Genomic DNA, 25,541 nt, shown 5'->3' with positions numbered 1-25,541 from the left:
GAATCCTTGAGCGTGTGACCACCCCTGCCGCCGCCGCCGTCCTGCCGCCGCTCGCCCTCGGGCGGCACCAGGTGTGGCCGCCCGTCGTGCTCGCGCCGATGGCCGGCATCACCAACGTCGCCTTCCGCACGCTCTGCCGTGAGCAGGGCGGGGGGCTTTACGTCTGCGAGATGATCACCACGCGCGCGCTGGTGGAGCGCAATCCGCGGACCATGCGGATGGTCGCGTTCGACGGTGACGAGCGACCGCGCAGCCTGCAGCTCTACGGCGTCGACCCGGAGGTCACCGCGGCGGCGGTGCGGATGGTGGTCGAGGAGGATCTCGCCGACCACATCGACCTGAACTTCGGCTGTCCCGTCCCGAAGGTGACCCGCAAGGGCGGCGGTTCCGCGCTCCCGTGGCGGCGTCGGCTGTTCGCGCGGATCGTGCGGGCGGCGGTCGCGGCCGCCGCGCCGGCCGGCGTTCCGGTGACGGTGAAGATGCGCAAGGGCATCGATGACGACCACCTGACGTACGTGGAGGCGGGGCTGGCCGCGCAGGACGCCGGGGTGGCGGCGGTGGCGCTGCACGGGCGTACCGCCGCGCAGCGCTACTCCGGGACCGCGGACTGGGACGCGATCGCGACGCTCAAGCAGGCCCTGGACGTGCCGGTGCTCGGCAACGGCGACATCTGGGAGGCCGACGACGCGCTGCGGATGGTGGCCCACACCGGCGCGGACGGGGTGGTGGTCGGCCGCGGTTGCCTGGGTCGTCCCTGGCTCTTCGCCGATCTGGCCGCGGCCTTCGCCGGGCGTCCCGACCGGGCGCTGCCGACGTTGGGCGAGGTCGCGACGACGATGCGCCGGCACGCCGAGCTGCTGGTGGAGTGGCTGGAGAGCGAGCGGGACGGCTGTACGGACTTCCGCAAGCACGTGGCCTGGTACTTGAAGGGCTTTCCGGTCGGCAGCGAGCTGCGCCGGTCGCTCGCGATGATCGAGAGCCTGATGGAGCTCGACGATCTGCTCGGCAAGCTCGAGGGGGACGCCCCGTTCCCGGTCGAGCTGCTCGGCCAGCCGCGGGGGCGCACCAACTCGCCGGGCAAGGTCTTCCTGCCCGACGGCTGGCTCGACAGCCGCGACGACGACATGGTGCCCGAGGGCGCCGAACTCGCCGACTCCGGCGGCTGATGGCGAGAAACGTTCGGGTGATTTTCCGTCGCGCGTCGACCTGCCCGACAGAATGCCGCCGTGCCCACCCTCGTGCGCGATCATGAGCGTGGAATCGCTCCCAGAAAAACGTACGAACGCACGATTGTCGATAACTGTGCGACTGGTCACCGAACTCTGTCCGGCAACCACGCAGTCGCTTAGCCTTCGCCCACCAATGGCCATTGGTTCCCCTGGTACGGAAGTCCGACGATGGGGTACGGAGACCGTACTGAACCTTCGTTCAGTGTCGATTCGGCGCGTGGGAGGCTCTGGTGGCAGCGGCAGAGACGGCGAAGCACACGTACGTGTACGACTTCGCCGAGGGCAACAAGGATCTCAAGGATCTGCTGGGTGGTAAGGGCGCCAATCTGGCGGAGATGACCAATCTCGGTCTGCCGGTGCCGCCCGGCTTCACGATCACCACCGAGGCGTGCCAGGCGTACCTGGCGACCGGTGAGCAGCCGGCGGGGCTGGCCGAGCAGATCGACACGCATCTCGCGGCGCTGGAGGCGACCCGCGGCAAGCGGCTCGGCGACCCGGCCGACCCGCTGCTGGTGTCGGTCCGCTCCGGCGCCAAGTTCTCGATGCCCGGCATGATGGAGACCGTCCTCAACGTCGGGCTCAACGACGAGAGCGTGGCGGGGCTCTCCGCGCAGGCGGGCGGCAACGACAGGTTCGCCTGGGACTCGTACCGCCGGCTGATCCAGATGTTCGGCAAGACCGTCTGCGAGGTCCCCGGCGAGGAGTTCGAGCACGCTCTCGACGAGGCGAAGCGGGCCAAGGGCACCGGCAACGACCTCGACCTGGACGCCGACGACCTGCGCGCGCTGGTCGGCACGTACAAGAAGATCTTCTCGAAGCACACCGGCCGCGAGTTCCCGCAGGACCCCCGCGAGCAGCTCGACCTGGCGATCCGCGCCGTCTTCGACTCGTGGAACGCCGACCGTGCGGTGCTCTACCGGCGCCAGGAGCGCATCCCCGCCGACCTCGGCACCGCGGTCAACGTGGTCGCGATGGTCTTCGGCAACCTCGGGTCCGACTCCGGCACCGGCGTCGCGTTCACCCGCGACCCCGCCACCGGCGCGCAGGGCATCTACGGCGACTACCTGGCGAACGCGCAGGGCGAGGACGTGGTGGCCGGCATCCGCAACACGGTGCCGCTGCAGGAGCTGGAGCGCATCGACAAGCGCTCCTACGACGAGCTGCTGCGCATCATGGCCACGCTGGAGGGTCACTACCGCGACCTGTGCGACATCGAGTTCACCATCGAGCGCGGCAAGCTGTGGATGCTGCAGACGCGGGTCGGCAAGCGGACCGCGGCCGCCGCGTTCATCATCGCCGCGCAGCTCGTCGACGAGGGCATCATCGACCTCGACGAGGCGCTGCACCGGGTCACCGGCGCGCAGCTCGCCCAGCTGATGTTCCCGCGCTTCGACCTCGGCGGCGCCCCGGAGGTGCTCGCGAAGGGCGTGGGCGCGTCGCCGGGCGCGGCCGTCGGCAAGGCCGTGTTCGACTCGCAGCGCGCCGTCGAGCTCGCCAAACAGGGCGAGCCGGTCATCCTGGTCCGCCGCGAGACCAACCCCGACGACCTGCCCGGCATGATCGCCGCGCAGGGCATCCTGACCTCCCGCGGCGGCAAGACCAGCCACGCGGCCGTGGTCGCCCGCGGCATGGGCAAGACGTGCGTGTGCGGGGCGGACTCGCTCGAGGTGGACGTCCGCGGTGGACAGTTTACGGTGGGCGGTCACACGGTCCGTGAGGGCGACATGATCTCCGTGGACGGCACCACCGGCTGCGTCTACCGCGACAAGGTGCAGGTGCAGCCGTCAGCGGTGGTCCGGTACTTCGAGGGCGACGTGACGCCGGAGACCACCGAGGATCCGCTGGTGGCGGCCGTACACCGGATCATGTCGCACGCCGACGCGGCGCGGCGGCTGCGGGTGCGCACGAACGCCGACACCGGCCCGGACGCGGCGCGGGCGCGGCGGTTCGGCGCCGAGGGCATCGGCCTGTGCCGGACCGAGCACATGTTCCTCGGCGACCGGCGCGAGCTGGTCGAGCGGCTGATCCTGGCGCGTACCGACGAGGAGCGGCAGGCCGCGCTGGCGGCGCTGCTGCCGCTGCAGCGTGCCGACTTCGTGGAGATCTTTCGCGAGATGGACGGGTTGCCGGTGACCGTGCGGCTGATCGACCCTCCGCTGCACGAGTTCCTGCCGCCGCTGGAGGAGCTGGCGGTCAACGTCGCGGTCGCGCAGGCCCGCGGGGAGGACGCCGCCAAGGACGAGGCGCTGCTCGCCGCCGTGCGCCGGATGCACGAACAGAACCCGATGCTCGGGCTGCGCGGCGTACGCCTCGGGCTTGTCATCCCGGGTCTGTTCGCGATGCAGGTGCGGGCGATCGCCGAGGCGGCCGCGGAGCGCGCGCGCGACGGCGGCGACCCTCGGCCGGAAATCATGGTGCCGCTGGTCGGCGCGGTCCAGGAGCTGGAGACCGTACGCGCGGAGGCCGAGAAGATCATCGCGGAGGTGCGGCGGGAGCAGTCGGTCGAGATCCTGATCGGCACCATGATCGAGGTGCCGCGGGCGGCGCTGACCGCGGGCCAGATCGCCGAGGCCGCACAGTTCTTCTCCTTCGGCACCAACGACCTCACCCAGATGGGCTGGGGCTTCTCCCGCGACGACGTGGAGGGCGCCTTCTTCTGGCGTTACCTGGAGCTGGGCATCTTCGGCATCTCGCCGTTCGAGTCCATCGACCGGGAGGGCGTCGGCCGGCTGGTGCGGATCGCGGTCGACGAGGGGCGGGCCGCCCGGCCCGGCCTGAAGGTGGGCGTCTGCGGCGAGCACGGCGGTGACCCGGAGTCGGTGCACTTCTTCCACGAGGTCGGGCTGGACTACGTCTCCTGCTCGCCGTTCCGGGTGCCGGTGGCCCGCCTGGAGGCCGGCCGCGCCGCCGTCGAGTCCGCCGGCTCCGACAGCCGGTAACGGCGGGAAATCCCTGATCGACCGCGAACGTTTCGGCCGAACGGCGGTGTCCGACCGGCGGGTGTCCGACCGCCCCAACGGTCACGCTCGGTCCGTGCCTCGCGGTCGCCCTGCCGATTCCGGCTACCCCGCGTAACCTGAAGCGTCATCGCGTCGATCCATCGCAACGGAGGCATGGCCCATGGGTAGCCAGTGGGAGAACCTGGTCGTCGACGCCCGTGACCCCGCGCGGCTCGCGCGGTGGTGGGCGGAGGCGCTCGGCTACCAGATCACGTACGAGAAGCCCGACGAGATCGAGATCCGGCGCGCGCCGGACCAGCTGCCGGGTCTGATCTTCGTGCCGGCCGCCGAGACGAAGGAGCTGAAGAACCGGCTCCACATCGACCTGCGCCCGACCGACCAGGAGGCCGAGGTCGAGCGCCTGGTCAACATGGGCGCCCGGCACGTCGACATCGGTCAGGGGCCGGACGTGGGGTGGATCGTGCTGGCCGATCCGGAGGGCAACGAGTTCTGCATCCTCAAGCAGCGGACCCCCGCGGAGGCCACGTAGCGCCACGGGCCCGGGGTCGCCACGCCGGTGGCGTCCCGGGTCAGGCCGGGCGGGCCGCCGCGACGGCGCCGCGCAGCGCGGTGAGGAACCCGTACCCGTCCGCGTCGTCGCCGAGCCCGATCCAGACCGGGCTGACCGTGCCGTGCGCGGACCACTGCGCCGTCACCGCCACCCCGAAGTCGCTGATCACCGCGCCCAACGTGGTCAGCGACGGGCCGAGGGTCATGCTGGCCAACCGCGCCGACACCACGTACGTCCGGCGTTCGCCCTCCATCCGCGCGACCACCAGGTAGCGCGGCAGCAGGATGTCCACCCGCTGTTGCTCCGGTTCGTCGAACCCGAACGCGCGGGAGTTGAGTCCCGGCCGGCGGACGTGGACCGAACGCGTGGCGCAGCAGGCGGTCGCGGTGCCGAGGTCGCCCATGAGCTGACCGGCACAGTGCTCCTCGACCGCGCGTCGCAGGGTCGGGGGGATGTCATCGATCTGGATCGTCCGGCTGCTCCGAAGCCACATGCGCCCCGTCACGCCGCCGATTGTCCTGTCGTCGACACGCCCTGGCAGTCGGCAACCGGACAGTCGCGTCGATGTCGCAGGCCGGCGTTAGGCTCGGCCGGTGACCACCGCGTTCGAGGCCGAGCGGTGGCGGCCGGAGCCGCCCAAGGACACCGGCCACAGCCGCAGCCCGTTCGAGCGCGACCGAGCGCGGGTGCTGCACTCCGCCGCGTTCCGGCGGCTCGCCGCGAAGACCCAGGTGCACACCGCCGGTGCCGCCGGTCCGACCGGCGGCGACGACTTCCTGCGGACGCGGCTGACCCACTCGCTGGAGGTCGCCCAGATCGCGCGGGAGATGGGGGAGCGGCTCGGGTGCGACCCGGACGTCGTCGACGTCGCGGGGCTCGCCCATGACCTGGGGCATCCGCCGTTCGGGCACAACGGCGAGGCCGCGCTCGACGCGCTCGCGCGAGCCTGTGGCGGGTTCGAGGGCAATGCGCAGACGCTGCGTGTGCTCACCCGGTTGGAAGCCAAGGTCATCGCCCCCGACGCCTCGTCCGCGGGGCTCAACCTCACCCGCGCGTCCCTCGACGCGACCTGCAAATATCCCTGGCCGCGCGCGGACGGCGAACGCAAGTTCGGGGTGTACACCGACGACGCCGAGGTCTTCGCGTGGTTGCGTCGCGGCGTGCCGCAGCCGCGCCGGCGCAGCCTCGAAGCGCAGGTCATGGACTGGGCGGATGACGTCGCCTACTCGGTGCACGACGTGGAGGACGCGATCTACGGCGGGTACCTGCCGCTGCGCCGGCTGCTCCACGACGCCGACGAGCGGCGCGCGCTCTGCGTCGACGTGGCGCAGGCGTACTCGCCGGAGTCGGTCGACGAGCTCGACACGGTGCTGCTGGCGCTTCTCGGCGATCCGGCGCTGCGTCCGCTCGTCGACTATGACGGCAGCCACGGCGCCCAGGCGGCGCTGAAGCGGATGACGAGCGTGCTGACCGGCCGGTTCGTCGCGGCCGCGGTGGCCGCCACCCGGGAACGGTTCGGCCGGTCGGCGCTGCGGCGCTACGCCGCCGATCTGGTCGTGCCGTCCGGGATCCGCGCCCAGTGCGCGCTGCTGAAGGGGATGGCGTTGCGCTACGTGATGCGCCGGCCCGGGGCGGCCGCGGCGTACGACCGGCAGCGGGAGCTGCTGAGCAAGCTGGTGGCGGCGTTGCTGGCCCGCGCGCCGGAGGGGCTCGATCCGGTCTTCGCGCCGCTGTGGAAGGCCGCCGGAGACGACGCCGCCCGGCTGCGCGTGGTGATCGACCAGGTCGCCTCGCTGACCGATCCCACGGCCGTGACCTGGCACCGGCGCCTGGCCAGCAGCTAGGTCAGCTCGCCGGTGGCGTGGAGCTGATCGAAGACCAGCTGTTCGACGGGGGAGACCCGGTCGCGATCGGCGTACGTCAGCCAGGCCAGCTCGGCGATCTCGGCGCTCGGCGAGAGCGCGCCGGCGGCGTCGTAATCGGCGGCGTAGCACGCCATCCGCACCAGCACACCGGGCGGTTGCGCGTCCGCCTGCGCCTCGAAGGTGCCGACCGGCGTGACGGTCTCGGGCATGATCGTCACGGTCAGCTCCTCGGCGACCTCCCGCGTCAGGGTCTGCAGGTCGGTCTCGCCCGGCTCGCGCTCGCCGCCGGGGAGGTAGTAGAGGGTCCGGCCGTGGGAGCGGGTCGCCAGGACGCGACCGTCCTCGACCCGCAGCCAGGCGACCTTGTCGATGAACCCGGCCACGGTGTCGGTGTCGACCCTGCGCAACGGCGTATCCGACATGCCTACGACCCTAATCCTCGCACCGACCTGATCGTCGGTACCGACGTCCCGGCGGGGCGGCCCCGGCCACGCGCACGGATCCTATCGATGTCCGTGTCCGCCGCGACACCGTTGCGGCCCGGGCCGGACGTGACGCGCGCGCCAACCGTGAACCCCTGCCGCCGATGATCGGATCGGCAGGGCAGGATGTACGCCGGAGACAGGGGGGTGAGCGGCGCCGTATGGCTGGTCGGATCCGGGACGAGGACATCGCGCTGGTGCGGGAACGCACCTCCATCGCCGACATCATCTCCGAGAGCGTCACGTTGAAGTCCGCCGGCGGCGGCAACCTCAAGGGCCTCTGTCCGTTCCACGACGAGAAGACGCCGTCCTTCACCGTCGCTCCCGGGCGAAATGTCTACTTCTGTCACGGCTGCGGTGCTGGCGGCGACGCGATCAAGTACCTGATGGACGCCGAGCACCTGACGTTCGTGGAGTCCGTCGAGCGCCTCGCCGACCGGGCCGGCATCCAGCTGCGCTACCTCGAGGCCGGCCCGGCGCCGGTGCGTCAGCAGCACGGCCAGAAGCAGCGTCTCGTGGCGGCGCACGCCGCCGCGGTGGAGTTCTACACCGGCCAGCTCGGCAGCGCGGGGGCGCGCCCGGCGCGCGAGTTCCTCGCGCAGCGCGGCTTCGACAAGGCGGCCGCCGAGCGGTACGGCTGCGGCTTCGCCCCCGACGCGTGGGACCTGCTCACCAAGCACCTGCGGCAGCAGGGGTTCACCGCCCAGGAGCTGATCACCGCCGGGCTGTCCCGGGAGGCCCGCTCCGGGTCGCTGATCGACCGGTTCCGCCGCCGGCTGCTCTGGCCGATCCGTGACCTGACCGGCGACGTGATCGGCTTCGGCGCCCGCAAGCTCTTCGACGATGACGACGGGCCGAAGTACCTGAACACCCCCGAGACGCCGATCTACAAGAAGTCGCACGTGCTCTACGGCATCGACCACGCGAAGCGGGAGATCGCGAAGCAGGGCCGGGCGGTGATCGTCGAGGGCTACACGGACGTGATGGCCTGCCACCTCGCCGGCGTACCGACCGCCGTGGCGACCTGTGGCACCGCCTTCGGCGCCGACCACATCGGGGTGCTGCGTCGGCTGCTGATGGACACCGACGCGGTCGCCGGCGAGATCATCTTCACCTTCGACGGCGACGCCGCCGGCCAGAAGGCCGCGCTGCGGGCCTTCGAGGAGGACCAGCGCTTCGTCGGCCGTACCTTCATCGCCGTCAGCCCCGACAACATGGACCCGTGCGAGCTGCGGCTGGCCAAGGGCGACATGGCCGTGCGCGACCTGGTGGCGCGCCGGGAGCCGCTGGTGGACTTCGCGCTGCGCCAGGTGCTGGACCGCTTCGACCTCGACACCGTCGACGGCCGGGTGGAGGCGATGCGCCGGGCCGCGCCGCTGGTGGCGAAGATCAAGGACCGGGAGAAGCGCCCCGAGTACGTCCGCAAGCTCGCCGGGGACCTCGGCATGGAGATCGAGCCGGTGCAGCGGGCGGTGCTGGCCGCGGCCGCCGCTCCGCCGAAGGCCGGCGCGGCCCCGGACACCCGCGCCCGGCCGGCCCCGGTCGAGGGCGAGGTGGACAACCCGCAGCTGACGGTGGAACGCGAGTCGCTGAAGCTGGCGCTGCAGGTGCCCGTCCTGGCCGGGCCGATGTTCGACGCGCTCGGCGCCGAGGTCTACCGGCACCCGCTGCACGTGGCCATCCGCGCCGCGGTGACCGAGGTCGGCGGCGCGGCCGCCGCCGGGACCGGGGGCGCGGTCTGGATCGAGGCGATCCGGGACGCCTGCGCGGATCTGGGCGCCAAGGCGCTCGTCGGGGAGCTCGCGGTCGAGCCGCTGCGCATCGACGGCGAACCGGACCCGCGGTACGTGTCGGTGACGCTCGCCCGGCTGGAGTGGGGCGCGGTCACCGCGCGGATCCGGGACCTGAAGTCGAAGGTGCAGCGGATCAACCCGGTCGCGAACAAGGACGAGTACTTCGCGCTCTTCGGTGAGCTGCTCTCGCTGGAGCAGCACGCGCGGGCGTTGCGCGAGCAGGCGGCGGGAGGCTTGTAGAGATGATCGCGCTGTTCCGTCGCCGGCCCAAGCTGCCGGCCGACCGTCGCCCCGCGCTCGACCGCGACGAGCGGGTGCTCGCCTGGTCGGCCGTCGCCGACTCCGAGGCCGTGGTCGTCGTGACCAACCGCGGCCTCTGGCTGCCCGCGCAGCCGGCGCGGCTGGGCTGGCACGAGATCCACAAGGCCGTCTGGTCCGGCACCGAACTCGCGGTCACCCCCGCGCACGTGGTCGCCGAACGCGACGGGTACCGGGTGGTCGCGGACCGGCCGGTGCAGTCGTACCGGCTGCGGGAACCGGGGGAGGTGCCGCACCACGTGCGGGCCCGCGTCACCTCTTCGGTGGCGTACAGCCTGCACCACCCGTTCGCGGGCGGGGGAGTGCGCGTGGTGGGGCGGCGGGTCAGCGGCGTCGACGGGCTGAGCTGGACGGTCCGCTATGACCCGGCGACCGACCACGACTCGGACGAGGCGCGCGAGGTCGCGGCGGCGCTGGTGGCGCAGGCCCGCGGCACGGCCGACCCCTCGCTGTAGCCGGCGCGGGGTCAGGTGGTGGTGAGGACGTGGTCGCTCACCATGCGGGTCGCGCCGACCAGGCCGGCCTGATCGCCCATCTCCGAGAGCACGATCGGCATGTCGCCGGTCGCCAGCGGCAGTGACGACCGGTAGACCACGCTGCGGATCTCGGCGAGCAGCGCGTGCCCCATCCCGGCGAGCCCGCCGCCGATGACGATCATCCCGGGGTTGAAGAAGCTGACCAGGCTCGCCAGCACCTGCCCCACGCGCCGCCCGCCGTCGCGGACTAGGCCGATCGCGACCGGGTCGCCGGCGGCGGCCGCGTGCGCGACGTCGACCGCGGTGAGCGTGCCGGCCTGGTCGAGCTGCTCGGCGAGGTGGTCCGAGCGGCCGGAGCGGGCGGCGGCCAGGGCGTCACGGGTCAGCGCCGCCCCACCGAAGTACGCCTCCAGGCAGCCGACGTTCCCGCAGACGCAGAGCGGGCCCTCCTCGTCGACGGCGGTGTGCCCGATGTCGCCGGCGCAGCCGTTCGCGCCCCGGTAGACCGCGCCGCCGACGACGATGCCGGCGCCGATGCCCGCGCCGATCTTCACGAAGAGGAAGTCGTCGAACGACTTCGCGATGCCGGCGTGCTTTTCGCCGAGCGCCATGATGTTCACGTCGTTGTCGACGAGCACGGGGCACCCCAGCTCGGTGCTGAACATCTCGCGCACCGGGAAGCGGTGCCAGCCGGGCATGAACGGCGGGGAGACGGGCACGCCCTCGCGGAAGCTCACCGGGCCGGGTATTCCGATGCCGGCCCCGGTGAACCGGGTGGTGCCGGAGTCGGCGCGCACCTTGTTGATCAGCTCCAGGGCCTGGCCGATCACGGCGGTCGGCCCGAGCCGGAGCTCGGTGCGCTCGGTGACCCGGGAGAGCACCCGCAGCTCGCCGTCGGTGACCGCGAGGTCGATGGTGGTGGCGCCGATGTTGACGCTCAGGAAGCGGGTGGCGGCGGCGATGCGGACGATCGACGAGCGCCGCCCACCGCGCGACGCGGCCGGGCCGACCGTCTCGATCAGGCCGCGCTCCAGCAGTCGGTCCAACTCGGTCGCCACCTTGGACCGGGACAGTCCGACCGCGTCGCCGAGCTCCGCCCGCGACGCCGGCCCGTTGTCACGCAGCAGGCGCAGGACCTGCGACTGGTGCGGGTTTTCCGGCCAGACTCCCAACATGTTCGTCATTTCCTAACCTGGAGTTGGCGCGGGGTCGGCGGCTTATCGCGGACTGGTTTAGAGGGTAATGCAATAGACCGAGTAGAATCTGTGTTTGTATCATCCTCGGCCTATTCGGTGGTGCGGACCGTGTGCGCGCTCCGGCTCGACGAACTCGGGTTCCCGTCCCGGGGAGCCTGGTCGACGCGGCCGAAGGAGTAACGCTTCGTGCGTGAAAACTTAGATGATTTTGGGTCGAAGTTCAAGATTCTTAAGGGAAACTTTGTTCTCGGTTGTACGAAAGCGGTCGGGCGTGTCGCGGTGACGCGCCGTCACGGTTCGACCCGCCCGGAACAACGCCCGGTAAACGGGGGAACTCGGTAGCGGAACCGTCGTACCGCGGGGTTAGGTTCGTCGGCGTGACGGTGAGCAGCGACGGTGCCCTCATCCACGCGCGGGGGCTGCGCAAGCGGTTCGGCGAATTCACGGCGGTCGACGGCATCGACGTGGACGTGCCGCGCGGCGAGGCGTTCGGCTTCCTCGGCCCGAACGGCGCCGGCAAGAGCTCGACGATGCGGATGATCGCGTGCGTCTCCGCGCCCAGCGCCGGCACGTTGCGCATCCTCGGCATGGACCCGCTCCGGCAGGGCCCCGCCATCCGGGCCCGGCTCGGGGTCTGCCCCCAGCTGGACAACCTCGATCCCGAGCTGACCGTCCGGGAAAACCTCACCACCTACGCGCGCTACTTCCGCATCCCGCGCCGCGTCGCGCGGGAGCGCGCCGACGAGCTGCTCGAGTTCGTCCAGCTCACCGACCGCGCGGGCAGCAAGGTGGAGCCGCTCTCGGGCGGGATGAAACGCCGGCTCACCATCGCGCGGGCGCTGGTCAACGAGCCCGAGATCGTGCTCCTCGACGAGCCGACCACCGGCCTCGACCCGCAGGCCCGGCACCTGGTCTGGGAGCGGCTGTTCCGGTTGAAGCAGCAGGGCGTGACGCTGTTGCTCACCACGCACTACATGGACGAGGCGGAGCAGCTCTGCGACCGGCTCGTCGTGATGGACGGCGGGAGGATCGTGGCCGAGGGGGCGCCGCGCGAGCTCATCACGCGCTACTCCACGCGGGAGGTGGTGGAGCTGCGCTTCGCCGCGGACGCCCCGGAGGACATCGCCGGCAAGCTCGCCGGGGTGGGTGAGCGGACGGAGGCGCTGCCCGACCGCCTCCTGCTCTACGCCGACGACGGCGACGCGGCGCTGGCCCAGGTACAGCAGCGCGGGCTGGAGCCGGCCGGCGTGCTGGTGCGGCGCAGCACGCTGGAGGACGTGTTCCTGCACCTGACCGGCCGGACACTGGTGGACTGAGGTGGGCTCTCTCGCGGTGCTCGAGTACCACCTCGTCGGCTACCGGCGCACCTGGCGCGGCAGCGTCTTCTCCTCTTTTCTGCTGCCCCTGCTCACCATGCTCAGCTTCGGCGTGGGCGTCGGGGCCTACGTGGATAGCGGTATCGGGGGAGTGCCGTACCTGGACTGGATCGTCCCCGGGTTGATCGCCTCCACCGCGCTGCAGGTCGCGATGGGCGAGGCCACCTGGCCCGTGTTGAGCGGGTTTCAGTGGGTCAAGACCTACTTCTCGCAGATCGCCGCGCCGCTGCGGGTCGTCGACGTGCTCGGCGGCCAGCTGGGGTTCGTGCTGCTGCGGGTCCTGGTCTCCAGCGCCGCGTTCCTCGCCGTCGCGGCCGCGTTCGGCGCGCTGCACTCGGCGTGGGCGCCCGTCACGCTGCTGCTGGTGCTGCTGATCGGCGCCGCGGTGGCGCTGCCGACCATCGCGTTTTCCGCCAGCATCACCAGCGACAGCTACCTGGCGCTGCTGTTCCGGGTCGCGGTCATCCCGATGACGCTGTTCGCCGGCGTCTTCTTCCCGGTCGAGTCGCTGCCGCCGGTGTTGCGGTGGCTGGCCTACCTGTCGCCGCTCTGGCACGGCGTCGACCTGTGCCGCTCCGCCACGCTGGGCGTCGCGCCGGCCTGGTCGGCGACCGGCCACCTGCTGTATCTCGCCGTCTGGGTGGCGCTCGGCTGGCTGCTCGCCCACGCCCGGTTCCGCCGTCGCCTTCTCGACTAGCGCAGGAGACGTCATGGTCAGCCTCGTCCTGCCCCGCCTCGCGGCGCTGCCGGCCGCCGCGGCCCGCTCGCTGTCGGTGATGGAACGCAACGCCGCGGCGCTCCGGTCCGCGTACTGGCTCGTGATGATCTCGGGGTTCCTCGAGCCGGTCCTCTACCTCTTCTCCATCGGGGTCGGGGTCGGCGCGCTGATCGGCGGTCTGACCCTGCCCAGCGGGCAGGTGGTGTCGTACGCGGCGTTCGTGGCGCCGGCGATGCTCGCCTCCTCGGCGATGTCCGGCGCGCTCGCGGAGACCACGTTCAACTTCTTCGGCAAGATGAAGTACGTCAAGCTCTACGACGGGATCCTCGCGACGCCGGTGCGGCCCTTCGAGATCGCGCTCGGCGAGCTGGGTTGGGCGATGCTACGCGGGGGCGCGTACTCGGCCGGGTTTCTCGCGATCATGACCGCGATGGAGCTGACCACCGCGCTGCGGGCGCTGGCCGCCTTCCCGGCCGCGGTGCTGGCGGGCTTCGCGTTCGGGGCGCTGGGCATGGCGCTCTCCACGTACATGCGCAGCTGGCAGGACTTCGACCTGATGGCGTCGGCCCAGTTCGCCCTCTTCCTCTTCTCCGGGACGTTCGTTCCGGCCGAGTCCTACCCGGCGTTGCTGCGGTGGCTGGTCGAGCTGAGCCCGCTCTACCGGGCGGTGGAACTCGTCCGGTCGATCAGCCTGGGCGAGGTCGGCGGCGCGCAACTGGTGGACGTGGGGTACCTCGTTGGGGTGACAGCGCTGGGACTGATGGTTGCCGGCCGGCGGATGGCGAAGCTCCTCTATAAATAGTCGCCGCCGCGCTCAACTTCGCCTCGACAGAGGACAAAGCTATCGGCCTGTCCTCCAAAAGTTTGCGGCGATGGGGGCTTTCCTTCGCTGATCTCCGGGGTTACGGTCTGCCGCAGACGTAACACGTGCGACACACATGTAAACGTCGAGGTCACACCGCAGGGCCCGCGAGGGTCCGGGGTCAACGCGTATCGGCGGCGCGCGTGGCCCGCGTATCCCCCAACCCTCCTATTCGGTCATCAGGCGACCAGCGGTCGCCGCAGAAAGGTGGATAAAATGGACGAGATGCACCGCCGTACCGGCGACGCCGCTCGACCGAACACCGCGCTCACCCGGCGCAAGATCCTCGCCGCGTCGGCCGGCGCGGCCGCCGCCCTCGGCGCCGCGGGCCTGCCCGTGCTGCAGACCGCGGGCCCGGCCACCGCCAAGGGGACCTGGCGGGTCGACCCCCTGATCCCCGAGCAGAACCGCGGCATCATCCTCTACGCCGTCCGCGACCGGATCAGCGCCGCCCCCGACGACAGCGGGGTCCCGTACGGCTTCGAGCGGGTGCTCGCCCGCCTCGCCGAGATGGGCTACAAGGAGATCGAGTTCGCCGGCTACACCCAGAACACGGCCATCCTCGGCCGCCAGATCACGCCGGCCGAGATCCGCAAGATCCTGGACGACAACGGACTGGTCGCCAACGGCACGCACGCGTCGATCCGGGCGGACACGTTCCAGCAGCAGCTGGACATCGCCGAAGAGCTGGGCATGAAGAACATCGGCACCGGCTCCGACCCGACCAACAGCGCCTACCAGTCCGACTGGGACGCCGCCGCCGACCTGTGGAACGAGCTCGGCCGGCAGGCCAAGGAGCGCGGCATGCGGCTCTACACCCACAACCACGACGCCGCGTACAACTTCCTGCTCGACAGCGGTCCGCTGGACGCCAACGGCAAGCCGACCCGGTCGTCCGGCATCCGCAAGCTCGAGTACTTCATGGCCAAGACCGACCCGAAGTACGTCTTCTTCGAGATGGACATCTTCTGGGGGTACGTGGCGCGCTACAAGCACACCAAGTACATCAACTCGGCCGGCCGCGAGCGCACCGACATCTTCGACCCGATCCTCACCGTGGCGCGGCGCCCGAAGCGGTTCCCGCTGTTCCACGCCAAGGACGGCGACAAGAACACCGCGGTGCCGAACGGCTACGACATGGTGCCGCTCGGCGACGGCGACATCAACTTCCAGCAGTTCTTCCAGACCATCGGCGAGTACGACTTCCACCACGCCAACTGGGAGCAGGACACCGCCCCCGGCGGCGCGGCCAACCCCGGGCAGTCGCTCGCGTTCGCGGAGCGCAGCTACCGGCACATGGCGGAGTTGAGCATCTACCGCGAGGACTGATCGTCCGAGCACCGGGACCCGGCCGCGCGCACGCGCGCGGCCGGGCCCCAGGTGTGCCCGACGCGCCAAACAGGTGTGCCCGTCGCACCAAGTTGATCAAGAGATCCGCGACGCCGGCACGCCCGTTTTTGCTGCTCAGACCCGGATCATCCGGGATCGACGCACTCGCCCGAAAGATTGTTTCGCCGAGTCTGTCAAGGACTTCTGTTTCGTTCGAAAAAAGTTACGCCTTAGTGGACCAAAGCTCTAGACACAGCCGTGAGAAGACTCCTACTGTGTCGAGCACAACACGCCAAGGTTTCCGCGGCGTGAACCTTCCCCCGGAGGTACCCCCCGTGCGCACCTCGGATCCGCTGCACCTGCGCCTGTTGCGCCTGTTGCGCGATCAGGGCGCCATCTCCCGCGCCGAGCTCGCCGACCAGCTGGAGATCGCGCGTCCCCGGCTGCTCGCCGAGCTGGACCGGCTCGTCGGCACCGGCTTCGTGACCGAGGCCGGGATGGCGGCGTCCCGGGGCGGCCGCCGGTCCACGTTGGTCGAGCTGAACCCCGACCTCCGCTTCGCGGCGGTGGACCTGGGCGCCAGCTCGATCGACCTCGAGGTCACGAACGGCCGGCTGGAGCCGATCGCCGCCTACAGCGAGCCGTCGGACATCCGCTCCGGACCCAAGGTGATCCTGCACCGGGTCAACGAGCTGCTCGCAAAGGCGAAAGTGGACGGCGTCTACGAGCGGCTGGACTCGATCGGCATCGGGGTGCCGGGGCCGGTCAGCTACCGCGACGGGGTGCCGGTCTCGCCGCCGATCATGCCGGGCTGGGACCGCTTCCCGGTGCGCGAGCTGCTCACCCGGGAGCACGGTTGCCCCGCGGTGGTGGACAACGACGTGAACATCATGGCGATCGGGGAGCGGCACGGCGGGGTCGCGCACTCCGTCGACGACTTCCTCTACGTCAAGATCGGCACTGGCATCGGCTGCGGTATCTACCTCGGCGGAGAGGTCTACCGCGGCACCGACGGGTGCGCCGGCGACATCGGACACATCCAGGTGGACGGCATCGGTCCGATGTGCTCGTGCGGCAACGTCGGCTGCCTGGAGGCGGTGTTCAGCGGCGCCGCGCTCGCCAAGGACGCGACCATGGCCGCCCGCTCCGGCACCTCGCCGGCGCTCGCCGAGCGGCTCGCGGCCACCGGGACCGTCACCGCCCGCGATGTGGCGCAGTGCGCCACCGAGGGGGACCCCACCTGCATCCGGCTGATCCGCGACGGCGGGCGCCGGGTCGGCAGCGTCCTCGCCGGGCTGGTGAGCTTCGCCAACCCTTCCATGATCGTCATCGGTGGCGGGCTGGCCCACCTCGGGCACATCCTGCTCGCCGAGATCCGCAGCGTGGTCTACCGCCGTTCGCTGCCGCTGGCCACCGGCAATCTGCCGGTGGTCCTGTCCGAGCTGAATTCGCGAGCCGGTGTCGCCGGCGCCGCCGTGCTCGCCAGCGACGTCGCCTTCGAGCAGGCGTCATGACCGATTCGACCACCGTGAGCCGAGGAGCCCAGATGGCCGACACCGACGACCGCCCGGTCGTGCTGCGCCTGACCGACGTGGTGAAGACTTTTCCCGGCGTACGCGCCCTCGACGGCGTGCAGCTGGAGGTCCGCGCCGGGGAGGTGCACTGCCTGCTCGGGCAGAACGGCGCCGGCAAGTCCACGCTGATCAAGGTGCTGGCCGGGGTGCACCGCCCGGACTCGGGCACGGTGGAGTGGCTGGGCGAGGAGGTCTCCTTCGCCAACCCGCAGGCCGCGATGAAGACCGGCATCGCCACCATCTACCAGGAGCTCGACCTGGTCGAGGACCTCTCCGTCGCGGAGAACGCGTTCCTCGGCCACGAGCCGCGCCGGTTCGGCTTCGTGCGCCGGGCGCAGATGGCCCGGGTCACCCGGGAGATCCTCGGCCGGCTCGGCCACGCCGAGATCCCGCCGCGCCGGCTGGTGCGTTCGCTGCCGGCGGCCGGCAAGCAGATCGTCAGCATGGCCCGCGCGCTGTCGCACGAGGCCAAGCTGATCATCATGGACGAGCCGAGCGCCGTGCTCGCCCACGACGAGGTCGAGAACCTCTTCCGGATCATCCGGGAGCTCACCGCGCAGGGGATCGCGGTCATCTACATCTCGCACCGGATGGAGGAGATCCGCGAGATCGGTGACCGGGTGACGGTGCTCAAGGACGGCCGCACCACCGCCGCCAACCTGCCCGCGCGCACCACCCCCACCCGTGAGCTGGTCAGCCGGATGACCGGCCGGACCATTGAGTACGTCTTCCCCGACCGCCCGCCGGCGGACGCCAGCGCCGAGGAGCTGCTCCGCGTCGAGGGGCTGACCCGGCACGGTGAGTTCGCCGACGTCTCGCTGACCGTCGCGGCCGGCGAGATCGTCGGCATCGCCGGCCTGGTCGGCTCCGGCCGCTCCGAGCTGCTGGAGACGATCTTCGGCGCCCGGCGGGCCGAGGCGGGCACGGTCCGGGTGGCCGGCAGGACGCTGCGGGCGGGCAGCGTCGGGGCCGCCGTCCGCGCCGGTATCGGCCTGGCGCCGGAGGAGCGCAAGAGCCAGGCGCTGCTGCTGGGCGAGCCGATCTACCGCAACGTCACGCTCGCCACCTTCAGCCGCCTGGCCCGCGTCGGCTTCACCAACGCGGAGCGGGAGGTCGCGGAGGCGAACCGGATCGCGGACACGCTGGAGCTGCGCCCGCGCGACGTGCACCGGGCGGTGCGGCAGCTCTCCGGCGGCAACCAGCAGAAAGTCGTCGTCGGCCGCTGGCTGCTGGGGGAGACCCGGCTGCTGCTGCTCGACGAGCCCACCCGCGGCGTCGACGTCGGCGCGCGGGCCGAGCTGTACCAGGTGATTCGCGACCTCGCGGCGCAGGGCGTCGGGGTGCTGCTGGTCTCCAGCGAGGTCCCCGAGGTGCTCGGCCTCGCCGACCGCGTGCTGGTCATGCGCGAGGGGCGGGTCATCCACGAGGCGCCGGGCAGTGAGCTCGACGAGGAGACGGTGCTGGACCTCGTGATGGCGGGGGCGCTGATGGAGGGCGCAGCCGCATGAGCGATGCATTCGACACCGGATTCGTGACCGAAGGAGAAGGACTGTGACCGCGGACGAGGCGACGGCGACCGCCGTACCTGGGGAGGCGACCGCGACCGCGGCGGCACCCGGGCAGACGAAGCAGCATGGCCACGGCGCAGGCGCCAACCAGAGCTGGTGGCGGTCGGACGCGAGCGACTACGCCCGGCGCAACCTGGGTCTGATCGGCGTGCTGGTGGCCCTGGTGGTCATCGGCATCATCACCCAGCCGCAGCTCTACAGCGACGCGACCTGGGTCAAGAACAACACGTTCACGATCCTGCAGCAGGCCTCCGCGATCGGTGTGGTCACGGTCGGCATGACGTTTGTGATCATCGGCGGCGGCATCGACCTGTCGGTCGGCGCGATCATGGCGCTGGCCGGCGTCTGGGCCACCACGCTGGCGACCCAGAGCTACGGCGCCGGCGGCATGATCTTCACCGGGCTCGTCGTCGGCCTCGGCGTCGGCCTGGTCAACGGGGTGCTGATCTCGTACGGACGGCTGGTGCCCTTCATCGCCACGCTGGCGATGATGGTCGCGGCCCGCGGCCTGGCGGCGGAGATCTCCAACAAGCAGACGCAGGTCTCGACCTCGCAGTTCATCAACGACCTCGCCAGTGCCAAGCTGCTCGGCATCCCGGTGCTGGTGGTGATCCTGGTGGCCGTGGGCGCGCTGGGCTGGGTGCTGCTCAACCGCACCACCTTCGGCCGGCGCACGGTCGCCGTCGGTGGCAACGTCGAGGCGGCCCGGCTGGCCGGCATCAACGTCAAGGCCCACACCCTGATGCTCTACGCGCTCTCCGGGCTCTGCTGCGGCATCGGCGCGCTCATGCTCACCTCGCAGGCGACCTCCGCGCAGGCGGCGATGGCGAACATGTACGAGCTGGACGCGATCGCCGCGGCGATCATCGGCGGCACGCTGCTCAGCGGCGGCCGCGGCACCATCGTCGGCGCGCTCCTGGGCGTGCTGGTCTTCTCCACCATCACCAACCTGTTCTCGATCAACGGTCTCAGCACCGAGTCGCAGAACATGATCAAGGGCGCGATCATCGTCGCCGCCGTGCTGATCCAGCAGTTCCGCTTCAACGCGCTGACCCAGTTCCTGTCCCGAAACAAGGCCATCAGGGCCTAGCGAACCTCCCATGACACCGGCCGTCCCGGCCGGCGAAATACCCGCACCACCGCAGGTGGTCGTCGAGAAATGCGACGTCCGCCGGGCTCCACACACCCGGATACCCCCACCACGAAGCGAATCAGGAGGTCGTCATGACCAAGTCCTTCGGCCGCGCGGCCGGCAGCGACCTGTCGCGGCGCCGGCTGCTGCTCGGCGCCGGCGCGCTCGGCGCCGGCGCGCTGCTCACGGCCTGCACCAGCAACGACGCGAGCCCGCAGGAGGCCCAGACCAAGGGCGCCGACTCGGGCAACCCGAACGCCGCGGCCGGCAAGAAGGTGACGATCGGGTTCTCCGCCCCGGCCGCCGACCACGGCTGGATCGCCGCGATCACCAACAACGCCAAGGCGCAGGCCGCGGCGTACTCCGACGTCGAGCTCAAGATCGTCGAGGCCGGCGCGGACGCGGCGGCCCAGCGCGCCGCGCTGCAGACGCTGGTCGGACAGAAGCCCGACGTGATCGTCGTGCTCCCGCACGACGGCAAGGAGCTCAACGCGTTCGGCCTGGAGGCCATGAAGGCGAACATCCCGGTCGTCAACCTCGACCGCGCCTTCCCGGACGCGCTGGCGTACCGCCTGCAGATCAAGGGCGACAACTACGGCATGGGCGTCTCGGCCGGCCACTACATCGGCGAGCAGCTCAAGGCCAAGGGCGTCACCAACCCGGTGATCGGCGAGATCCCCGGCATCGACTCGCTCGAGCTGACCCAGGAGCGCTCCGCCGGCTTCAAGGCCTCGCTGGCCACCTACGGGTTCAGCGTGGCGCGTCGGCTGCCCGCCGAGTTCACCGCCGACACCGGGCAGCGGGCGGCGGCGCAGATGCTGCAGGCGCTGCCGAAGCTCGACGCGCTCTGGAACCACGACGACGACCAGGGCATCGGTGTGCTGGCCGCGATCAAGCAGGCCAACCGCAGCGAGTTCTTCATGGTGGGCGGCGCGGGCTCCAAGGCGGCGATCGAGGCGATCCAGGCCGACAACAGCGTGCTGAAGGCGACGGTCACCTACAGCCCCTCGATGGCCTCCTCGGCGATCTCGCTGGCCCGCCTGATCGGTCAGAGCAAGGGCATGTCCGACCTGGTCGAGCTCGAGGTGCCCAAGGAGATCACCCTGGCCTCGGAGACCATCACCAAGGAGAACGCGAGCAACTACCTCAAGCTCGGGTTCTGACGCACGCGGGGAGGCCACCTTGTCTACTGTGGAAAAAGAGCTCCGAATCGGCATGATCGGCTACGCGTTCATGGGCGCCGCGCACTCGCAGGCGTGGCGCACCGTGAACCGGGTCTTCGACCTGCCGGTGCGGGCCCGGATGGCGGCGATCTGCGGCCGCGACGAGTCGAAGGTGGCCGAGGCCGCCGACCGGCTCGGCTGGGAGAGCCACACCACCGACTGGCGCGCGCTAGTCGCCCGGGACGACATCGACGTGATCGATATCTGCACGCCCGGTGACAGCCACGCCGAAATCGCGCAGGCCGCGCTCGCCGCCGGCAAGCACGTGCTGTGCGAGAAGCCGCTGGCCAACACCGCCGAGGAAGCGCGGGAGATGACCGCGGCGGCGGAGGCGGCGCGGGCGGCCGGGGTGCTGGCGATGTGCGGGTTCAACTACCGCCGCGTCCCGGCGATCGCGCTGATGCGCCAGCTGGTCCAGGCGGGCCGGCTCGGCGTCATTCGGCACGTCCGCGCCAGCTACCTGCAGGACTGGATCGTCGATCCGCAGTTCCCGCTGGTGTGGCGGCTACAGAAGGACAAGGCGGGCTCCGGCGCGCTGGGTGACATCGGTGCGCACATCATCGACACCACCCAGTACATCACCGGCCAGCGGATCACCGCCGTCAGCGGCCTGACCGAGACGTTCGTCCCGGAACGGCCGCTGCCGGTCCAGGCCAGCGGGCTGGCGGCGTCGGCCGGCGGCGGCCCCGACGGGGCCGCACCGGCCACCGGCCCGGTCACCGTCGACGACGCCGCGCTGTTCCTGGCCCGGCTCGACGGCGGCGCGATCGGCACGTACGAGGCGACCCGCTTCGCGACCGGACGCAAGAACGGCATCCGGATCGAGATCAACGGGTCGCTCGGCACGGTGGCGTTCGACTTCGAGCGGATGAACGAGCTCGAGTTCTACGACGCCACCCTGCCCAGCCAGGAGCAGGGATTCAGCCGGATCCTGGTGACCGAGCCGGACCACCCGTACCTGTCGGCCTGGTGGCCGGCCGGTCACCTCATCGGATACGAGCACTCCTTCACCCACCAGGCGCGCGACTTCCTCGAGGCGCTCGCCACCGGTGTGGACCCGTCACCCTCGTTCGCCGACGCCCTGCAGGTCCAGCTGGTGCTGGACGCGGTGGAGCGCTCGGCCGAGCAGCAGGCATGGATCGCGGTGGAATCGGCCCTGACCGCGGCCAACGCCTGACCCGAGAGAAAGACTCCTCGCCCGCACGCGAGGGTCCGGCACGTGGTTGCGCCCCACGTGCCGGAGCTGCGGGCACCGAGGAACGGCCGTCCGGCGCGGCCGGACCGGGATTCCCCGGCCGCGCCGGACGACCAGAAGGCGCAGCGCACAACCTTGGCGGACGTGGCACCGCGCCAGGGATGGCACCAGGGTCCCCGCACCCGCAACACCAACCCGTGCCAGCGGCGAGGCATCACCGCCTCCCGATCCCCGGAGGAAACACACATGGCATCAACGGCACGACGATGGCTTCCCGTCGTCGCGGCGGCCGCGATATCCGCCCCACTGGTCGCGACCGCTCCGGTGGCCGCGCACCCCGGACACGAGCACCCGGCCGGCTACCAGGTCCTGGTCTTCACCGGCGGTGACGGCGCCCGGCACGACTCCACCGCCAAGGGCGTCAACGCGATCCGCAATCTCGGTGACAACAACGGCTTCACCATCGACGTCTCGCAGAACGCGACCGCGTTCAGCGACGAGAACCTCGCCAACTACAAGGCGGTGGTCTTCCTCAACAGCTCCGGCGAGCTGCTCAACGACGTCCAGCAGGAGGCGTTCGAGCGCTACGTCAAGGCCGGCAACGGCTACGTGGGCGTGCACGCGGCCGCCGAGGGCGAGCCGCAGTGGGCGTTCTACCGCGACCTCGTCGGCACGACCGTCTCCGGCGCCTCCGCCGTGACCAGCGGGCGCATCGACGTCGCCGACCGGGCGCACCCGTCGACCAAGCCGCTCTCCCGCGAGCTGACGCTCGAGGACGAGTGGTACAACTTCGCCACCAACGTGCGCGGCAAGGCGCACGTGCTGGCGACCGTCAACGAGCAGAGCTACACCGGCGGCACGATGGGCTTCGACCACCCGGTCACCTGGTGCCGCGACTACCAGGGCGGTCGCTCCTGGTACACCGGCCTCGGCCACTCCGCCGGCACGTACGCCAACGGCGCGTTCCGCAAGCACCTGCTGGGCGGCATCCAGTGGGCCGCGGGCGCGGCCGCCGGCGACTGCGGCGCCACCGTGCTGGCCAACTACGAGAAGGTGATCCTCAACGACGAGCCCGGCGAGCCGATGACGCTGGCCGTGCTCCCCGACGGCCGGGTGCTGCACAACACCCGCGCCGGCGAGGTCCGGCTCTACGACCCGAAGAGCGGCGCCAGCCCGATCATCAACACGCTGCCGGTCTACCAGCACGACGAGGACGGGCTGCAGTCCGTCACCCTGGACCCGAACTTCGCCACGAACAAGTGGGTCTACCTCTACTACGCGCCGCGGCTGAACACCCCGGTGGACGACCCGGCCACGCCGGGCGTCAACGAGGGCGACGCCCCGGCCATCAGCGACGACCCCACCGTCTGGGACAAGTTCAAGGGGTACAACCTGCTGTCCCGGGTGAAGTTCGTCGAGGAGCCGACGCCGCACCTGGACATGTCCACCGAGCAGGAGATCCTGAAGGTGGACGTGGACCGCGGCATCTGCTGCCACGTCGCCGGTGAGGTCAAGTTCGACGGCAAGGGCCTGCTCTACCTGGTCACCGGCGACGACACCAACGCCAGTGGCTCGGACGGCTACACGCCGATCAACGAGTCCCCGACCCAGGGCCCCGGCTACGACGCCCAGCGCTCCTCGGGCAACACCAACGACCTGCGCGGCAAGGTGCTGCGGATCAAGGTCAAGGACGACGGCTCGTACAGCGTTCCGGCGGGCAACCTGTTCCCCGAGTCGGAGGACCGGGACAACAAGACCCGGCCCGAGATCTTCCTGATGGGCCTGCGGAACCCGTTCCGCTTCGACGTGGACTCCCGCGGCTTCGTCTACATCGGCGACTACTCGCCGGACTCCCGCGTGCCCAGCGCCACCCGCGGCCCGGAGGGCGCCGGTCGCTGGCTCGCCACCAACAAGGCCGGCAACTTCGGCTGGCCGTACTGCTACTCGCCGAGCCTGCCCTACATCGACTACGACTTCGCCACGAAGACGTCGAAGGGCGCGTTCAACTGCGCGGCGACGGTCAACGACTCGCCGCGTAACACCGGCCGCACGACGCTGCCGCCGGTGGCGCAGCCGCAGTTCTGGTACACCTTCAACGGCACCACGCCGTGCGCGGACAGCTACCTGAAGACGCCGGCCGGAACCTGCGACTTCAAGTGGCCGGTGATTGGCACCGGCGGCGTCGGCCCGATGGGCGGCCCGATCTACAAGTACGACGCGGACCTGGCCTCGCCGAACAAGCTGCCGGAGTACTACAACGACGCCGTGGTGTTCGGTGAGTTCACCCGGGACAAGATCTACATGATGCGCACCAACGGCAGCGGCAACCTGCTGGGCGTGGAGCAGTTCCTGCCGGGCTTCGTCTTCGACAACCCGATGGACATGGAGTTCGGCCCGGACGGCAGCCTCTACCTGCTGGAGTACGGTGACGGCTTCTTCCGGGCCAACCCGGACGCGGCGCTGTCGGTGATCCGCTACGTCAAGGGCACCCGTGGCCCGGTCGCCGAGCTCACCGCGTCGGCGACCTCCGGCCAGGCGCCGCTCAAGGTCGACTTCTCGAGCGCCGGGTCGTACTCGCCGGAGCCCGGTGAGTCGATCTCGATCGCCTGGGACTTCGACGGCGACGGCACCACGGACTCGACCGCGGCGAACGCGTCGTACACCTACACCACCAACGGGGTCTACTACGCCAAGCTGACGGTGACCGACTCCAGCGGCAAGACCGCGTCGCTGAGCCGCACCATCACGGTCGGCAACACGGCCCCGACGGTGGAGGTCACCTCGCCGGTGGCGGGCTCCTTCTTCAACTGGGGCGACACGGTGCCGTTCACGGTGAAGGTGACCGACCCCGAGGACGGGGAGATCGACTGCAGCCGGGTGACGGTCTCGTTCGTGCTGGGTCACGACGACCACGGCCACGGTGAGACCTCGACCACGGGCTGCACGGGCACCCTCGTGACCCCGGCCGACGGTGCCGACCACGCCGGTGGCTACCTGTACGGCGGCATCAGCGCGTCGTACACCGACCTGGGCGCCAACGGCCAGCCGGCGCTCAGCGCGGTCGGCCAGACCAGCATCCAGACCCGGCAGCAGCAGGCCGAGTTCGCCCGGGTCAAGCAGGGTGTCACCGTCGCCGCCACGAACGACACCGGCGGCGGCCAGCACCTGACCGGCATCGACAACGGCGACTACATCGCCTTCGACCCGATCAACCTCGGCGACGCGGACAGCATCACGTTCCGCTACGCCGGCGGCTCGGCGGCGACCGCGGGCACCCCGCGGGCCATCGTCGAGGTGCGGGTCGGCGCGCCGGACGGCCAGCTGGTGACCACCGCGACGATCAACGCCACCGCCGGCACCAACGCGTGGGCGAGCCAGAGCGTTCCGGTCAACCACCCGGTCGGCGCGCAGAAGGTCTACCTGGTCTTCAAGCCGGTCACCGGTGGACCGACCACCGGCTTCTTCAACCTCAACTGGGTCGAGTTCGGCTCCACGACCCCCTGATCGCACCGCCGGCCGGGCGGGTGGCACTCCCGCCCGGCCGGCGGGGCACCACAACTGAATAAGCGAGAGACAACTGAATAAGCAATGTGGAACAGCGGGGGAGGCAGGGTCGAGACGCCGACCGACCCTGCCTGCCACTGCCTCGTTCGCCTGGCCGACCGGGCCCGGGACGGCGTCGTCGACGCCGACGT

The 25,541-nt window shown here is 70.9% G+C and carries 19 protein-coding genes; 16 read left to right on the top strand and 3 right to left on the bottom strand.

All coding sequences use genetic code 11. From position 1 onward, the window contains the following. The first annotated feature begins 14 nt into the window (after positions 1–14). From dusB to BLW47_RS19140, 3 genes are all read left to right on the top strand, one after another. Entirely contained in the window at positions 15–1,166 is a 1,152-nt protein-coding gene (dusB, locus tag BLW47_RS19150; RefSeq protein WP_091559595.1) for a tRNA dihydrouridine synthase DusB, read from the top strand. A gap of 293 nt (positions 1,167–1,459) precedes the next feature. Beyond that, positions 1,460–4,168, top strand: coding sequence for a pyruvate, phosphate dikinase (gene ppdK, locus BLW47_RS19145; protein ID WP_091559592.1), 2,709 nt, complete (start codon positions 1,460–1,462; stop codon positions 4,166–4,168). A gap of 181 nt (positions 4,169–4,349) precedes the next feature. Further along, the gene (locus BLW47_RS19140; RefSeq protein ID WP_091559588.1) at positions 4,350–4,718 is read left to right on the top strand and encodes a VOC family protein; all 369 of its coding nucleotides are present in this window, start codon (positions 4,350–4,352) and stop codon (positions 4,716–4,718) included. 40 nt (positions 4,719–4,758) lie between these two features. Here the strand turns inward: BLW47_RS19140 and BLW47_RS19135 are convergent, their stop codons facing one another. Then, on the bottom strand, positions 4,759–5,244 hold the full coding sequence (locus BLW47_RS19135) for a hypothetical protein (RefSeq protein ID WP_139307373.1): 486 nt from the start codon (positions 5,242–5,244) through the stop codon (positions 4,759–4,761). A gap of 88 nt (positions 5,245–5,332) precedes the next feature. On the opposite strand from BLW47_RS19135, the gene BLW47_RS19130 reads away from it, so the two are divergent. Continuing rightward, positions 5,333–6,583: a deoxyguanosinetriphosphate triphosphohydrolase gene (locus BLW47_RS19130; RefSeq protein ID WP_091559582.1), complete on the top strand. Its 1,251-nt coding sequence runs from the start codon at positions 5,333–5,335 to the stop codon at positions 6,581–6,583. Here the strand turns inward: BLW47_RS19130 and BLW47_RS19125 are convergent. After that, positions 6,580–7,026: an NUDIX hydrolase gene (locus BLW47_RS19125; RefSeq protein ID WP_175543714.1), complete on the bottom strand. Its 447-nt coding sequence runs from the start codon at positions 7,024–7,026 to the stop codon at positions 6,580–6,582. The genes BLW47_RS19130 and BLW47_RS19125 overlap by 4 nt on opposite strands. 221 nt (positions 7,027–7,247) lie before the next feature. Here BLW47_RS19125 and dnaG point away from each other — a divergent pair, with 221 nt between their 5' ends. Then, entirely contained in the window at positions 7,248–9,119 is a 1,872-nt protein-coding gene (gene dnaG, locus BLW47_RS19120; RefSeq protein WP_091559579.1) for a DNA primase, read from the top strand. Between the two features lie 5 nt (positions 9,120–9,124). Then, the gene (locus tag BLW47_RS19115) at positions 9,125–9,652 is read left to right on the top strand and encodes a hypothetical protein (protein WP_245736779.1); all 528 of its coding nucleotides are present in this window, start codon (positions 9,125–9,127) and stop codon (positions 9,650–9,652) included. An 11-nt stretch (positions 9,653–9,663) separates the two neighbouring features. Here BLW47_RS19115 and BLW47_RS19110 read toward each other — a convergent pair whose 3' ends face one another. Then, entirely contained in the window at positions 9,664–10,848 is a 1,185-nt protein-coding gene (locus BLW47_RS19110) for an ROK family transcriptional regulator (RefSeq protein WP_217634901.1), read from the bottom strand. A 404-nt stretch (positions 10,849–11,252) separates the two neighbouring features. Between BLW47_RS19110 and BLW47_RS19105 the strand changes: the two genes are divergently transcribed. The 10 genes from BLW47_RS19105 (at position 11,253) to BLW47_RS19060 (ending at position 25,350) form a co-directional block, all read left to right on the top strand. Then, complete coding sequence (locus tag BLW47_RS19105) at positions 11,253–12,185, top strand: ABC transporter ATP-binding protein (protein WP_091559837.1); 933 nt, start codon at positions 11,253–11,255, stop codon at positions 12,183–12,185. Between the two features lies 1 nt (position 12,186). Next, positions 12,187–12,942 carry an ABC transporter permease gene (locus BLW47_RS19100; RefSeq protein WP_245736770.1) on the top strand — a complete coding sequence of 252 codons (756 nt, stop codon included), beginning with the start codon at positions 12,187–12,189 and terminating at the stop codon, positions 12,940–12,942. 13 nt (positions 12,943–12,955) lie between these two features. After that, positions 12,956–13,765, top strand: a complete 810-nt coding sequence (locus BLW47_RS19095; RefSeq protein ID WP_091559571.1) for an ABC transporter permease — start codon at positions 12,956–12,958, stop codon at positions 13,763–13,765. Positions 13,766–14,041: 276 nt separating this feature from the next. Next, complete coding sequence (locus BLW47_RS19090) at positions 14,042–15,154, top strand: sugar phosphate isomerase/epimerase family protein (protein WP_245736768.1); 1,113 nt, start codon at positions 14,042–14,044, stop codon at positions 15,152–15,154. Between the two features lie 335 nt (positions 15,155–15,489). Continuing rightward, positions 15,490–16,668, top strand: a complete 1,179-nt coding sequence (locus BLW47_RS19085) for an ROK family protein (RefSeq protein ID WP_091559568.1) — start codon at positions 15,490–15,492, stop codon at positions 16,666–16,668. Positions 16,669–16,700: 32 nt separating this feature from the next. Next, complete coding sequence (locus BLW47_RS19080; protein ID WP_091559563.1) at positions 16,701–18,236, top strand: sugar ABC transporter ATP-binding protein; 1,536 nt, start codon at positions 16,701–16,703, stop codon at positions 18,234–18,236. 43 nt (positions 18,237–18,279) lie between these two features. Next, positions 18,280–19,386: an ABC transporter permease gene (locus BLW47_RS19075; RefSeq protein WP_091559560.1), complete on the top strand. Its 1,107-nt coding sequence runs from the start codon at positions 18,280–18,282 to the stop codon at positions 19,384–19,386. A 134-nt stretch (positions 19,387–19,520) separates the two neighbouring features. Continuing rightward, positions 19,521–20,591: a substrate-binding domain-containing protein gene (locus BLW47_RS19070; protein ID WP_091559558.1), complete on the top strand. Its 1,071-nt coding sequence runs from the start codon at positions 19,521–19,523 to the stop codon at positions 20,589–20,591. Positions 20,592–20,643: 52 nt separating this feature from the next. Further along, positions 20,644–21,828 carry a Gfo/Idh/MocA family protein gene (locus BLW47_RS19065; protein ID WP_175543718.1) on the top strand — a complete coding sequence of 395 codons (1,185 nt, stop codon included), beginning with the start codon at positions 20,644–20,646 and terminating at the stop codon, positions 21,826–21,828. A gap of 264 nt (positions 21,829–22,092) precedes the next feature. Beyond that, positions 22,093–25,350, top strand: coding sequence for a ThuA domain-containing protein (locus tag BLW47_RS19060; RefSeq protein WP_091559551.1), 3,258 nt, complete (start codon positions 22,093–22,095; stop codon positions 25,348–25,350). Positions 25,351–25,541 lie beyond the last annotated feature (191 nt).

This window comes from Micromonospora pattaloongensis (assembly GCF_900107255.1).
Lineage (GTDB): Bacteria > Actinomycetota > Actinomycetes > Mycobacteriales > Micromonosporaceae > Micromonospora_I > Micromonospora_I pattaloongensis.
The sequence above is the reverse complement of the archived record's forward strand: the minus strand, read 5'-3'. Positions and strand labels throughout refer to the sequence as shown.